Below are 15,938 nucleotides of genomic sequence, written 5' to 3'. Positions count from 1 at the left end.
CGTTCAACCCTCACGACCCCGCCCGTACCTCCTGTACGTGGCGGGTGTCCTTTTTTCTAGGCAAAATAGACCTTTTTCTAATCTTACCTTAAAGATAAAAGAGCCTTACGGCTCTTTTATGTTACAAGTTATTGGTAGGTGTTATACGGATGTTGCCATCCCAGTTGATCCAAGGATTATTATAACTGCCATTTGGATACCCTGGGTCATCTAATTCTGTGCGAGGCCAAATATTTTGATTACACTCTGCTATTAAATCAACCGGCGAAAAAGGTAACAATACAGACCCCTGACACGTAGAATTGCCATTCGGCCCAATCGTACACACACCCGTACAGTAATCCCAGTTATCTTTTACGTACACCCGCGGTTGGAAGATACACACATCCCCACCCGGCTCATAACACGGCGAGTTTTCTAAGATGTTTGTGCCCGTTACATAATGACACTCACGCCCAGCGACCTGGAGCCAGTTAAACATCCCCGGTGTACAACGGTAATTATGTTGGAATTGGAACGGTCCGCTTTGACAACTATCGGACGTCTTGCCCCATTCTTCCTCCCCGGATGGAGGCACACAAATTTGCTGTTGGCTCGCGTTCAACCCACGGTGGGCTTTGTAATAATTGTCATCCGTTGTAGACCCCACCTCATCACCACGCCCCCAAACATTGGCGAGCGAATTTGGAATACTCAGCGATGCTCCCCAACCTGTCTCCTGCCCATCTCCCCAATCCACAATCACATTCTTTAATGGATATTGGTTTGGATCAGTAAAGGCATAGAACTCAATGTTTGCCAAGAAGCTCCGTTGCGCGTTCCAAATACGTCCCGCGCTACCGTTGACACTAAATGTTCCCGTTTCACCTTCCACACAATTCGTCCCTACGCAATTATCCGTCACGCTCGCCACTTGTGGAGATGTTGGCGTTCCATTGTTTGGTCCCGTGCCGTTTGCATCTCCGTCTTGCCGATCATCAAGATCGGCGGCAGAGAAAGGTCCGAGTCCAATTTTTTCATACACACCTGTTCCTCCAACCGTAACTGGCGCATCGGCATTATTGGTTGAACGGGCAATCGTTGCTGTTTCATCGTCATACTCCCAGAAGGAATACACGCGTGCAAAGAATTGCTTCAGACGACCTAACACCTGCGCCGGCGTAGAACCCGGATTTTTAATTGGAATAATATCCGCGTTTGGAATCGATGTGAGGTCTATTGAACAGGTGTTGTTAAGACACAGCGTTCCAGGCGACCCTCCACACTGCGAATCCGTATCACACATCGCATCTCCACCACTTATATCGCACTGATGTTCTGTGGCGAAAACGAACGACTCCCAATCACCTGTTGGGTTTGCTGCCATCCAGGTCGACGAATCAAAGAAGGTGCCGTTTGCCGAGGCTGAGTTACAGACATTTTGTGAGGTTCCAAGAGCAGCTGCTTGGTTTGCCTCTCCAACGATCGAGCTTAATGGATGTCCATAATATCGCTGACATGTATAGTCCAATTGATTAGATAAATTATTTATATCTGCCACACAGGATCCAAGTTCCATCGAAGCACACCAACTGTTGGCACCTGCTATGTTCCATCCACTTGCAATATACGCATTTGCAATGTCATTTGCTTGCATAGACCCCTCATCACACCCAACAAAACAAGCAAAGTTATTTACACCTGTTAAACACTGCCCTCCGCTTGGCGCTGTGTAGTTTGGACAATCCGTCGCAATATCACAATCAAACTCACCTCCATTTAAGGCAGACGGCAAAGAGAAACTTGTATCATCGTAACTTCTGGCAGACGTTGTAATGTTTCCTGTAAGCGTGGTGCAGGCACTTCCCTCCGCGAGCGGTTCCAGGGAGAGGTTTGAGTTGTTACATGCCAACACGGTGGCACCGGCAAAGTCTGCCTGTGTTGGATCGTTGATTGTTATGTGCGACGCATCCGTAAACTCATAACTTGGCACAATACGTCCCACATCATCCGGCTGTGTTGCGCTGTTGTAACTCAACGCACTTGGCATTCCGGCTTCATTGAGTGTGTATTGCCAAGCAACATTCTGGTTTGGCGTCAACGCACGGTTTGTATAGGCCGCGTTACCAACGGTATCTGACTGATTACCGTACCCTGCCTCTACGCTTGTAAAGGCGAGCTCCGAGCATCCAAGATAATATTCCCAGTTATGCTCCAGATCAGAGATCATTAAACTTTCTACAGGCCACAAAGGGACGTAATAATTATCTAGAAGACTGTCCGCATTCCACTCATATCCTCGTACTCTGCAGCTTGCATAACGGTCCTCAAGAGCTTGGAAGTCCTCGTCGTTTACCAAGTATCCAAACGCCGTGTCTGTGCCCTGTTCAGATGCAGGGCCAGAAGTTCCGGACCAGGTGGCTCTACTAAAGATTTCTTCCTCGTCCGTCAACCCAAGATCCAATGCCGTTGAGTTAATGGGCACCGTCATTCCATTGGCAACCATGTTGGCAGGCGGAGCACACACGTCTCCGGGTACCGCACCGATTGCATCAACCGGAAGCTCGTACTTTGAGCCATATGGCACACAGAAGTACGGACAATCCTCAAACACATCACCTTCTGGCCCTGCCGAGTTTCCACACACGTTGGCGTCTGCCTCGCAGGCTCCAATCACAGCAAAGTAATTTTTTGGACACGCCACACTCGCCCAACACGAGTTATATTCATCTGCGTCACATCCACCGGTCGCAGCCTCGGATCCGCTTGCGTTTTCCGGAACATTTCTTGTAACACCGTTTGCGGTTGCATTCACCATTTGCACAAACCAAGCACCCAATGGATCCGTAAATCCGATAGGAGGTGTTGGCACGCCCGTGGCATCTGGTGGGAAGGAAGCGGCACACGCAGGCGCAATGGTGTCATTAATGTCATCGTTGCTAATTGTATCCTGCGCACCCGTTACGCCCAAGTCAATAAACACGCTGTTTTGTGTGCAGTACGTAGTGTTAGCAATAGAGAATCCCGCCTCGGTAAACTTATTATAGATATCTGTTCCGCCACGCAACTGGTCTACCGGCAACCAGAGCAAACACGCGTTTTTATCCTGGCTCGCGTTAATGTTGATGCTCAAATCACTCTGGATACAGAATCCCGGCCACCCAATAAAGGTGTTCTTTGCGGTAATAAACTCACAGATACCTCCGCCTCCACCGGAAGTGTTGCTACATTGATTATCTCCCGTACAAGAGCTTCCCTCAAATTCTCCCCCAACACAGACCCCCGGAAGCGCACCTTCACCATTTCCTCTCGCCAAATTTAAACTCTTCACCCCTCCACCGTATTCGGCCGTGACATAGGAACAATCACACGCCTCACCGCTGGCACAATAGGTCGCATTGGCAAAACCGGGCCTAAACGCCGTTGGACGTTCTTCTAATGGACCATCGTTTGGCAAAACAAGCGCCCGCTGTGCCGTCCAGTTTGTTACGATGTCATTTGGGAATGGAGCGTTACTTTCCGGGTATCCACGACACTCTTGTCTGGTGGCGTTTACCAAATCCGTTCCATCAACAGAACTTGCACAAAGACCATTAAAACACTGACCGGATTCTGCTACCGTTGGTGCAAGATTACAGAAGACTCCAGGACCGGTACCGCAATCCGCATTAGAAGCACAGGCAAGCAGCGTATCGGTACACTGACCAACAGAACAACTTGCTCCATTAGCCGTTCCGGTAACACATGGCCCCAGCGTAACGGCAAGCCGATAATCCTCGTCCGCACTCGTACAAATTGCATCCGCACTAAATCCGAGACAGTTATTTGTAGACGCACAGGAGGCAGGCACACCATTATCCCATTGACCACTCACTGAATTATAAACCGTCACACCACCCGAGACATTATAGATTTTTCCGCTGACAGAATTCTGACACAGCTTCTCCGGATTAATGTTGATCTGACTGTAATCCTGAACCGCATACTGATCCGGAATTGAGTACCCAGAATATTCGGATCCATACCAGGTAACATCACGGTTTGCGTATTCTACGTCGTCCAACACACGTATTGGCTCCTCAATCCAGTTGGAGCAGAATGACTGGCTTCCAACGGCTGAATACTCGTTACACAAGCTGACCGAGTTACACACATTCACAAATTTTCCTTGCTCATCGTCCCACGCAGATGTCTGACTATCGCAGGCCAACCATTCCGAACATTGTCGATCACGTCGCACATTTAAAATAGTATTCGCATCATTTGGCTGTCGTTGCGAAGTTCCGTAAATACTCTGCACACGACCCGGCACAAAGAATGCCTGACTTGTTACACAAGAACCACTGTTCTGGTGTAACTCGCCATGCTCTCCACCCCCCAAACAGAGGTACGCATCTGGGTTTGGCTCATACGCCTTGTAACAAGAACCTTGTTGATCCGCCCCGAATGTATCGGTCCGCGTTCCGCAATCCTGATCCACCACGCACGATCCCTCTACACTCACGTTGTACTGCGGAAGATCGCCACTAAACCCTGTTTGCGTTGGATACACACAGAAGCTTTGACACAAATCGATGGTCGATCCGTCTGGCAGTGTGTAGATGCCTCCCGTTCCCGAGCTACAATCCACCGGATCCACAGGCGTAAACCGCTTGTCGGCATTCACTAATGTATCCGAGTGCCAACTCTTAATGTAACTTGCCGACGCATTAAACGTCACAAACGGTGTTGCATTATTATTGAATCCAACACAACCTTGCTCTTGCGAAATAAGGCCATTACACGATTCTGACGCCGAATCTGCCGCAGGATTAATGCGGTCATTGTTCAAATAGTAATACGGTCGACCGTTTGGATGGAGACCATCGGCCACGTCCACAACATCCACAAACTCAGAACACGAACTCTGCTCAGCAGGACAAGTTCCCGCCCAACCATCGTAGTTTGCTGCATCCCCATTGTGCCAAATGCCAAACGCTGTTCCGCCAATCAAGTAGCTGTCTGATAACTCACTTGCTGCATCAAATTCTCCATTATTGTTGAGGTCGTCGTAATAACATGGCTCACTTCCACCTACACGGAACCAACCGGAATACACCGTTCCCTCGATCGTCACCAACTCCTTGTACTCACATTTCTGACTTCCAGGATTCTTAAAGTAGAACAGCGCGCCACCGTCCGAGCTATACGCATCGCAGAATAAATCTTCCTGCTCACACAACGTGTCTCCATAGGTGTCTGGATCGTTCAACAATGCCACGCTCGCGTAGGCCGTTACTTCTGTATTGTCGATATTAAAGTCTGGGCTGCCGTACAACGTACACCCTGCCGCCTGTGCGCTACAACGATACTGTGGTAGATCAACGAGGAATACCTTCTCGTCGCGAGGGACCACCTCGGTGTCTTCTGCCAAGTACGGCGCGAGCGTAAACGGCGCGTCTACTCCATTTGCCTGAAACTTACACGTTGCCTGACCTGGGAAAACAGTACAGACGTCCTTACCATCAAACGAACAAGGCGTTGGCTCCGTTACCGATCCGCCCACGCTACAGGTAAGATTAAAGGCCTGAGGATACGGGCTATTAGAGTTTTGCGTATCAAAGAATCCTTCACAACCAATTGCCTCCTGACGGCAAATTGAGGCAAATGAGGTAAGGTCTACCGTCTCTCCGCGATGTGTGCGGTATTCCTGACAACCAAGGTAGAACTGTGGCGCCGCAACGCCCTGTGGCGTCTGGTCACACGTGGACGGAGTAACCCAGCTATTCTCAATGAGGTACGCCGTGTCTTGTACTTCTCGCAATGTAATATTATCCACGTACGCTGCTGTTCCGTTGAGATCAAACGTTAAACGCGCAGTTGCCTCGTCAAATCCGGCACCCGTTGGAGTCACAGGACCAAACGTGTATTCCTGCCATCCGTTGGTCAACGTTAATCCTGGCACCATACTTACGCTTGGACCAGTCGCCCCCACAAAATTGGCAAGCAATGTACCACTTCCTTTTGCCCAGAAAGACAAGATGTAACCACGCTCGGCAAAGATCTGTCCTTCGCTTTGCTGTGCCGCAACCACATTGCCAACGAGCATCGAATGACCACCGGCCGCGACGGACTCATTACTGTATAACGACGTACCGGAAACATCTGGCCAATTGCCCAAGTTCCCTGTCTCAAAATATTCTTGTAACACGATGCGTGTATTGTTTCCGGTGTTTCCGGTGTATCCACGACAGCCGTTTGCCGCTGCAGAACACTGTGTACTTTCCGATGGCATGATGTTATACGTACAGTTTCCCGCCGAGACGTTCCATACGCCACCCGTTGTCTGACAATCGTTAAGCGTTGAGTTGGTCTTACGATAAGGGCTACACGCGTTGTCCACCGTGACGGTATCCGAATAGTAGCGATAATGAATGTCGCCGCTCGCATCGTAAAACTCGCGACAATCTGGGTCAAGGAAGATATCCGCATGCTGGCTACATCCCGCAGGGGCCGCCGTTGACGCATCAACACACGTGCCCGAGGCCGCATTAAAGTCTGTACAAGGAGCATCTCCTGCATTGGATTGTTTAAGTGACCATGTACGGAGTTGAAATCCTGATACATCGGATCCTTCCCATGTGTAATATACCGCGCCCGTATTTGCCGCCTCTGCCTCTTCCTGACACGCTCGCACGTCAACAAAATACTCACGGCTCTCTCCACCCTCTGCGAGTGCGTCAAGATTGGTAAATTCAGAACATCCCGCCGCCTCCGCGGTACAGCTCCGTGCAGAATCGGCAATAAAGGTGGTTGGGAAAACTGCTGTAGAGAAGTTAGATGCTAACTGACGATAGGTCTCATACCCTACACACTCAGACGGACACGTATTAGTAGAATTAACGATTCCAGGCACCGTTGGGTCTCCGTTTGTTGGTGTGTAGGCGGTACATCCCACCTCCGACGCGCGACACACGGGTGCATAATTATTACAAATCTCTGCGTCTGTCGCATTACCCGTACATTCCAAATAGTCTGGAGCTACGCGAATATCTACGCGTTCTGAAGAGGAACCGTACCCGACATGGAAGTTTGTTGTGACCTCCTGTTCGTCCACCTGCACCCCATCAATATAGGCGTCCCCTGCTACTGCCTCGAGTCGAATAGTCATCCACGTGTCCGCAAGAGAAGGTGTCGTAAACGTACACGAGAATCGTTCATACGTATCTCCCGCCGTTCCTTCAAAAAAGACTGATCCTCCGCCCGACGTACAGTTTGGGGAATTCAACAAGATTGTTGGTGTAACGCCAACTCCACTTGCGTTCACAAACGTCAACAAAGATTCTACACTCGTGTTTAACAAAGCCTCTCCGCGTGTATGAAACGATACGGTTACAAATTGATTTGCGGATAGATGAACAGATTCATGCGTAAGAATCGCATCCCCTTCGGGAATCCACACAGCGTCTCCCCCAAAAGCGGCATCCAAGCCAGACGTACGATATTGCGATCCTGATCCCAAATCCCAATGATCCGGAGCGTTGTTTTGATCTGCATCATCTTCAAAACTCGCATTAAGCACTGGGTTTAATGTGGACGACGACGCGCGTACGAGATCGGTACATCCTGCATCTGCTGCGCGACACGCCTGCGTCTGCGCGTTAAAATAGGTTCGAACTGTAGATACATTCGGTGCGGCAGCAGGGTTAGTGTCCGTAATGTCCACAAAATCATCCGTTGGATCGCCCGGTGTTCCATTGTCGTTTGGCACTTCTGTTCCCCATGTAAATATATCATCCGTTGGATCTGCGGGTGTGTCGTTGTCGTTACGCTGTTGTTCTGTTCGATACCATGCACAACCAGCATTGTCGGCATTACATCCGGCAAAATCAACCGTGTTGGTAAGCAAACTATCTCTCTCACCCGTACGACTCGTAAGCGTTGTACAACTTGCATATTGCGATGGACACACATCTCCATCAAACTGCCACACGTTTCGCTCACGTGTACAGTATCCATATCCACCCACACAGTTTCCATTCTCATCTTCAGAGATACAACTTGGTGTGTCTACACAGGTCTCGGCACGAACATTTGCGCTCTCCGCAACTAATGTTTGACCAAACACTTGCGCGCGACATTGCGTTTCTGGATACTTAATCACCCAATTTGGATCCACCAAGTGACAGTAAGGATTATTCGCATCTAACAAGGCGTCGGGATTTTCAAAATTACAATCGTTAAAGGCGTTCACGGCCTGTTGCAGCGTAATCACGGGTAAGTTTCCTTGCCCTGATTTGTCGGCCGCGATCTCAAGACCCACCGGAATAACACGGGCGACACGCATCTTAACGAGGTTGGAATAACAGTATGCCTGTGTGTAACAAAATGCGTCTTGATCTAAATCCGCTCGCGCAGAAGAGACCAACGGCCATCCACCGTGCAACAAATCCGCGTCAATCGCTTGCTGAATCGTCATTCCCTCACCCGCCTCCGAACGCGAGATAATCGCCGCAAAACTTGTGTCCATGACACAGTTATTTGGACCGCGATTTGTAGCACCGGGACACGTGACAAATTGGTTTACTACGTTGTACTGATCCAACGTTTGGATAGGCGTCGTGAGCAATCCCTTAAACGTCTCTCGTGCCCGATCGCGTCCACGAATATTAATAAAGTCTGGATTAAACACGCCTCCCGTAGTTGGCGGTTCAAACAATCCTGTGTAAATCTTGTTGGTCAATTGGCTCAACAAGGTATTTAAGAATACCGATCCCGCTGACACACCAATTTGCAACAAAGCTCCCTCGTTTCCAAATAAGGCGCTCTTAAGTGCCTCTGTCTGATTGTTCTGAGCCTCATCTAACTTCCCCTTAAACTGATCCTCCAACACAGTGGAAGGTGTTTTGACATTCCCCGTAATAAAATCCTCCACGTCTTTAAAGCGATCGTTTGCGAGGAGTTCACTGGTTTTTATATCTTGCGTCTGAGCCGCCTGTGCGTATGTTTGAGACAAAATACTAATTGTCGCCGACAATTCCGTTTGACCCTGACCGAAAGAAGCCGCAAATTCATCAAAAATCCTGTTTGGATCGGCATCCTCCTGCAACGTCGCCACGAATCCTTCCCAGTTGGATTGAATATCCCTAAAGTCACAGGTCGGCTCTGGTCGTGCACCACCGGCTATCCCTAGTTGTAAATTCAATGTCTTTATTGGGCTTGTTGGCGCACAAACATCAAAATTCACCCCCGCCATATCTAACCCTTCGGAAAGCTGACCAATAGATTCTCCTAACACAGACTGCCACAAATCTTGTCCGTATTCTTCAATACTCCGATATTCAAAGTTTGCCGTTTGTCCCTTACCACCCGAGGCAATCGCCAACGCTGCGTCGTAGGCTAATCGGTTTGCCACGAACGAAACCAGGTTAATAAGAATTTGAATCAACGCCACGCCCAGTGGTTTAAGAATCGCTTTCTCAATTTCTTCCTTCGTCTTAAATCCAAGCAACGAGGAGTCGATAACAGGCAATCCTTGCGCCAACGCAGCGCGAGGAACCGCAAACGAAGAGGCTACAAGCATAACTCCGATCATCCATCCGAGGAAAAGCTTTTCAAAGATGTGACGTGCGCGTTTCATTGTTTTGCTTGTTTGAGGATGTCATTGATTGCACCACTCGCTGCTAATTCTTGTAGGGCCGAGTTAAACAGGTCGCGAATCTCAGCGTCACTCAACGCATCGATGGTTGTTTGATCGATTCCCTGTTGCAAAAGTGCCGCACGAATATCGTCATTTGTCAGTTGACCCAGCAGGTTCTCTACATCACCCGCGTCGTTGATCTGCGTATTCAACCCAGATTCTTCAAACGGAAGCTTATCGGTCAGGTCGGAGGCGATCAACGGATTATTGACACCCGCATCGGACGCGCGACCGCAGTTTTGATCCACGGGACAGTTAGGGTCGTTACCACTTTTAATCTCTTGATTATCGTCAAAGCCATCCGAGTCGGAGTCCGCCAAGTACGGGCTTGTTCGAAACACGTTCAACTCATCGTAATCGTTAATGCCATCACCATCTGTATCTGTGGTCTTCTGTTTTTGAATTTCCTCCGCGTTGCGCTCGCTCGTAGTCGTAAATCGATCCCCGGAATAACTCACAATAAACGGTGCTCGGATTCCCTGCACAATAAACACCATGCTCAAAATAAGTCCAACCACACCCGTCACACCAAAAATAACAAGACCGACCTTCTGCTCAAGAGCATAGGCCGCCCAACCCTTCTTGGGTTGTTGTGAGGAGGGAGTTGCCATAGATTTCACACATAAGTATAGCACGCACACCGCACATTGCCCTGTGGAAAATAATACGCCCCTCGCATTGAGGAGCGTTAGCAATATTCATGCAAAAGATTGTAGAGCCGGATCCATTCGTCGGTCGAGAGTTCTTGTGGACGCGCGGTAGCCGGATGGCTGAGTGTACGAAGTGCCTCCTCGAGCGCGCTGATTGTTATAGATGGCAGCGTTCCAAGCGTTGATTTGAGCTGTTTCCGCTTTTGCGCGAAGGCGACACCGGCAAAACTGAGCAATTTTTCTGGATTACGCACGCCATGTGCGTCTAGATCCTCTTGCGTATACACGTCTAATCGTACAACGGCTGAATCCACCTTTGGCGGTGGCGCAAACGCCGTCCGTGGAACCTGCACAACCGGCTGAACAGACGCATAAAGCTGCACCATAAGTCCCAAGAGACTCATATCGCCCGCCTCTGCCGTCAGCCTGTCGGCAACCTCCTTTTGTACCATGATCACGGCACGTAATGGTTTATGACCCACTGACAGCATCCAACGTAACAAATCAGAAGTAATGTTATAAGGAAGATTTCCAACAAGAACAAACGCTTCTGTGAACAAGGTTCGAACATCTTCCAAACGTGCATCCAATACATCGCGCTCAATCAGCTCAAGGTTAGTGCTTGCAATGCGCGCCCGTGTTGCCTCAATGGCCTCCGTATCCACATCCACCGCCACCACACGGGCAGCTTGTTGTACAAGGACCTCCGTCAATACACCCTCGCCTGGTCCCACCTCCAACACAGGCAGGCCTGCAACGTCTGCGGCCTCAACAATCGCCGCGATCACGGCGTCATCACGCAAAAAATGTTGTCCAAAAAATTTCTTTGCCTCCATACTAGAGCTTAAAGGATCCTTGGCGATGTACCACAATCTCCCCGTTCACTAACTCGATAATCATAGACGGCGGTGACGGTTCTAGCGTTCCTCCGTCTAGGTAAAGATCTGGTTGATCTTGTTGATTGGCAAACTGTTCCTGTATTTCTGCAACCGAGTATGCAGACGGGCAGCCAGACCGATTGGCCGATGTGGCAACAATAGGTTTTCCGAGGCCTTCTGTAAGAGCATGTGCGATCGGATGACTCGAGATACGCAAACCTACGGTTCCGTCACGTAAACACAGCGGTGAGAGGTCCCTATTTGCGTTTGGAACAACAACTGTCAACGGACCTGGCCAATGACGTTTTGCCAGTTCCTCTAATGCAGGATCTAGTTGACCGCACCACTGCGCCATGGACATATCGGCAATAATCAACGCCATCGGCATTGTATCGGATCGCTGTTTAATGCGCATCACACGCTCCACCGCCTGGTGATTTGTTGCATCACAGGCAATCCCATAAGACGTTTCTGTCGGAAAAATAACGACGCCACCTTGCTTGAGTTGCCTAATTGCCTCCTCGAGTTGCGCCTTTGTAACAGACATAGCCATTAGGATTGCTTGTACCATTCAACCGTTTTTGCAATTCCTTCTGCGACACGCACTTTTGCACTCCAGCCTAATACTTCCTTTGCCTGCGTCGCATCTAACCGGCTGCGGAAAATCTCTCCTTCTCGATCATCCGCAAAAATTGGATTAATCTCCTTCCCAACCGCTGTTGCAACAAGGGACGTCAGTTCTTTGATCGATGTCTCCGTATCGGTTGCAATATTTAACTCTCCACACCACGATGTCTTCATGGCACGCAAGTACGCTTCCACAATATCGTCGACGTAAATAAAATCTCGTGTCTTTTCTCCTGTTCCAAAGATTGTTGGAGCCTCTCCTTTTAACATCAACTCAATAAACGTATTGACCGCATTTACTCCGCGAGGGCCATACGCATTAGAAAAACGAAGTGAGATAGCGGCAATTGGATAGTGTTCTGAGTAGTCCCACATGTACATCTCCGCAGATCGTTTGCTCACGCCATAGGGAGAGATCGGTCGCACGAGCGAGGTTTCTTGAATCGGCACGCGCGCAGCAGGATCATACACGGCGGCGGTTGACGCAAAAACCACACGGCCACCACCCACAGCACGCATTGCCTCTAACACGTTAATTGAACCCAGAATGTTCTCCTGTGCATCTAAAATAGGATTCTCCATGCTCGATTGGACCACTTTTTGCGCGGCAAGATGGAACACAACATCTGGCCGGAATTTTTGAAACGCTTTTGTCATCTTTTTTCCATCGGCCCACACATCCAGCTTCTGAATGGCACAGGTCCCCTGAATATATTCCACCTTTCCTGTACTCATATTATCGATCACAAGAACTTCGTGACCGTCCTGTAGGAGTCGACTTACCAAGTGCGAACCAATAAATCCACACCCACCGGTAACAATAATACGTTCTTTTTCTGCTGCCATACGTTAGTTATGTGACTGTCGTAGTCGTGCATTGATAAAAGGTAACACCTCTCCATTTAACACCGCCTCCGTATCTGATGTTTCAAACTGCGTGCGATGATCCTTAACGAGTTGATATGGATGGAGCACATAGGAACGAATCTGACTGCCCCATTCGGCCGAGCTCACTTCACCGCGAATGGATTCCATTTCCTGTGCGTGCGCCTCGAGTTTACGTTGTAACAGCTTTCCACGCAAGATTTTAAGCGCCGTCTCCTTATTTTGCGTTTGTGAGCGCTCATTTTGGCAACTCACCGTAATTCCCGTCGGTTCATGTACCAGTCGTACCGCAGAATAGGTGGTGTTAACGCTTTGCCCGCCCTTGCCGCTCGAGAGAAACGTATCAATACGTACGTCTTTCATGTCTAGATCTACTTCTTCGTCGCGTTCAATCTCCGGTAACACGTCCACGAGCGCAAAACTCGTTTGCCGCAGCCCGTCCGCATTAAACGGTGATTGTCGCACCAAGCGATGCACACCGGCCTCTGTTTTGAGATGTCCATACACGCGCGTCCCCCCTACACGGAATGTGGCTGATTTAATTCCTGCCTCACTCCCACGGCTCTCATCAATCAATGTGGTCTTCCAACCCTGTTGCTCACAGAACCGCAGATACATGCGTAACAACATCTCGGACCAATCCTGTGCATCAACCCCTCCCGCACCTGCGTGAATCGAAACGATCGCGTTCGCTGCATCGTAGGCCCCTGTAAAAAGGAGCTGCAGCTCAATCGCGTCGTAGTGCGCTTGAATCTCTTGTAATTTCTGTTCGATTGCGCCCGCGTCGCTCCCCTCCTCGAGCATAAGCTGCACAAATTCCACATCGTCTTTTAACGTGGTCCAGGTTTCAATCTCATTTTTTTTATCGCCAAATGCTCGCGCCACCGTTTGCGCCTGTTCTGGATTTGTCCAAAATCCAGGCTCGGACATTTGGACCTCCAAGGCATCTCGCTCCTGTATCTGCGAATCCAGGTCAAAGAGAGTCCCATGCTTGCGCTATAGATTTGGCAAGTTGGGCGCTACATGATTTAAGCTCGGCAATGGTCATAGTCAATAGAGTATAGCAGATAAAAGCGATTTGTTACGATCGTAGCGATTTGAACGTAACTCCTTATATGATGTTGTTGATCATCTCGGCCGTCATGGCTCTCGGCCTGATCTGATTTAGACTTCACCCCCAAGAACACGTGTGTTTTGAAAGATGGAGTTGATACGGAGTCTTCTCAAAACGCATGTGTTTGAAGATGAGCGAGTTCGGCGAAGCAATCAAGGTCTTCGCCACAAAAAAAACGAGCCCATGGTGGGCTCGTTGTCTTACATCATTCCTGGCATGCCCGACGGCATCGATTGAGGCTCCTTTTCTGGCAAGCTCGCAATCGCCACCTCTGTTGTGAGGATCATCACCGCCACAGACGCCGCGTTTTGCAACGCAGACCGCGTGACCTTTGCCGGATCCAGCACACCCACAACAGACAAATCTTCGTAGGCGCCCGTCGCTGCGTTATAACCAAACCCACCGGACCCCTCACGCACGCGCTGCAAAACCACTGACCCATCCGCACCTGCATTCTGCGCGATTTGTCGCAACGGTGCCTCTAATGCACGACGCAAGATCTGCACTCCAAGCATCTCGTCGTCTTCTAAAACCATCTCATCCAATACAGCGGCCGCACGCACCAATGCCACACCGCCACCTGGAACCACCCCTTCCTCTACGGCCGCCTTTGTCGCTGCCACGGCATCGACAATTCGATCTTTCTTCTCTCGCATCTCAACCTCTGTTGCCGCACCGACACGAATCACACCAATACCGCCCGCAAGTTTTGCGATACGTTTTTGCAATGCTTCGCGCTCAAATTCAGAATCGGTATTCTCAATCTGCTTACGCAACAGTGCCACACGTTCATCGATCTTTACCTTTTCTCCTGCACCATCGACAACCGTGGTTGCATCTTTTGTCGCAAAGACTTTAGCCGCGCGACCTAAATCCTCAATCGTGACTTTTTCTAGACTCAAACCAACGTCTTCCGAGATCACACGGCCGCCTGTGAGGATCGCAATGTCTTCTAACATTAATTTGCGTCGATCCCCAAATCCAGGCGCTCGGACCGCTAACGCGCTAAAGGATCCACGGAGACGATTTAACGTCAGTGTTGACAAAGCATCTCCGTCAATATCCTCTGCAATAATCACTAATTCTTTTTTACCGGACTGCGCGAGTTGTTCAAGCAGCGGAAGGATGTCTTGGATAGAACTAATCTTTTTATCCGTCAACAAGATCAACGCGTCCTCATACACCGCCTCCATCTTCTCCGTATCGGTAATCATATAGGGGGACACGTAACCCTTCTCAAACTGCATTCCCTGTACCGCGTCCACCTCCACGCCAAAGCTTTGTCCTTCCTCTACGGTAATCACGCCGTCTTGTCCCACAATTTCCATCGCCTCGGCGATTTTCTTTCCAATGTCCGCATCGTTTGCGGAGATCGAAGCTACGCGTTCAATTTCTCCCGCAACGGGTTTTGCAATCTGATGTCGAATCGCTTCTACCACCATCTCAACACCTTTTTCAATGCCTCGGCGCAGTGATTGAGGATCCGCGCCTGCCGCCACATTACGTAATCCGTCGTGAATCATAGCTTGCGCCAACACGGTCGCAGTCGTGGTTCCATCTCCTGCAACATCGTTTGTCTTACTTGCCCCTTGCTTCATGAGAGAAGCCCCCATATTCTCAAACGCATCCTGCAGCTCAATCTCGCGCGCCACCGTAACACCATCTTTCGTGACCGCCGGTCCACCGTATTGTTTGTCGATAATCACATTGCGCCCCTTGGGACCCAAGGTAACCTTCACGGCATTCGCGAGCATGTCCACGCCTGCCTTCAACCTAATACGCGCATCTTCTCCAAACTGTAGTTCTTTTGCCATATTATTCAATAATCGCAATCACGTCTTCTGCGCGCACCACAAACACCTTGTCTCCATCGATCGTAAATTCATCCGGTGCGTACTTCTTAAAAAGCACCGTGTTCCCTACCTGTACATCCATCAGCGCACGATTCCCAGACGAAAGAATACGGCCAGGCCCCACGGCGAGAACGGTTCCTCGTTCCGGTTGATCCTTTGCGGCGTCGGGCACAAAAATCCCGGCTGCGGTTGTCTCCTGTTCTTGTATCGGTAAGATCACAATATGATCCCCTGTTGGGTGTATATTCATAGTCATTTCTTTTATGAATAAAT

The 15,938-nt window shown here is 49.6% G+C and carries 8 protein-coding genes; all 8 read right to left on the bottom strand.

What is annotated here, in order from left to right; translation table 11 throughout:
* Positions 1–121: 121 nt before the first annotated feature.
* Positions 122–9,598 (bottom strand): hypothetical protein, encoded by a 9,477-nt coding sequence (locus tag COV06_04330; protein PIR47282.1) that lies wholly within the window; start codon positions 9,596–9,598, stop codon positions 122–124.
* Positions 9,595–10,269, bottom strand: a complete 675-nt coding sequence (locus tag COV06_04325; protein PIR47281.1) for a hypothetical protein — start codon at positions 10,267–10,269, stop codon at positions 9,595–9,597. Before COV06_04325 ends, COV06_04330 begins: the two co-directional genes overlap by 4 nt.
* A gap of 77 nt (positions 10,270–10,346) precedes the next feature.
* Positions 10,347–11,144: a ribosomal RNA small subunit methyltransferase A gene (gene rsmA, locus COV06_04320; GenBank protein ID PIR47280.1), complete on the bottom strand. Its 798-nt coding sequence runs from the start codon at positions 11,142–11,144 to the stop codon at positions 10,347–10,349.
* Position 11,145: 1 nt separating this feature from the next.
* Positions 11,146–11,757, bottom strand: a complete 612-nt coding sequence (locus tag COV06_04315; protein ID PIR47279.1) for a threonylcarbamoyl-AMP synthase — start codon at positions 11,755–11,757, stop codon at positions 11,146–11,148.
* Positions 11,739–12,659, bottom strand: coding sequence for a UDP-glucose 4-epimerase (locus tag COV06_04310; GenBank protein ID PIR47278.1), 921 nt, complete (start codon positions 12,657–12,659; stop codon positions 11,739–11,741). Before COV06_04310 ends, COV06_04315 begins: the two co-directional genes overlap by 19 nt.
* Before the next feature lie 3 nt (positions 12,660–12,662).
* On the bottom strand, positions 12,663–13,670 hold the full coding sequence (locus COV06_04305) for a peptide chain release factor 2 (GenBank protein PIR47277.1): 1,008 nt from the start codon (positions 13,668–13,670) through the stop codon (positions 12,663–12,665).
* Positions 13,671–14,012: 342 nt separating this feature from the next.
* Positions 14,013–15,626, bottom strand: a complete 1,614-nt coding sequence (gene groL, locus COV06_04300; GenBank protein PIR47276.1) for a chaperonin GroEL — start codon at positions 15,624–15,626, stop codon at positions 14,013–14,015.
* 1 nt (position 15,627) lies between these two features.
* On the bottom strand, positions 15,628–15,921 hold the full coding sequence (locus COV06_04295) for a co-chaperone GroES (GenBank protein PIR47275.1): 294 nt from the start codon (positions 15,919–15,921) through the stop codon (positions 15,628–15,630).
* Between the last annotated feature and the right edge of the window lie 17 nt (positions 15,922–15,938).

The organism is Candidatus Uhrbacteria bacterium CG10_big_fil_rev_8_21_14_0_10_50_16 (genome assembly GCA_002774875.1).
Classification (GTDB): Bacteria; Patescibacteriota; Patescibacteriia; order UBA9934; family UBA11717; genus UBA11717.
Note: the sequence above shows the minus strand (reverse complement) of the source record. Positions and strands in the feature narration are given on the sequence as shown.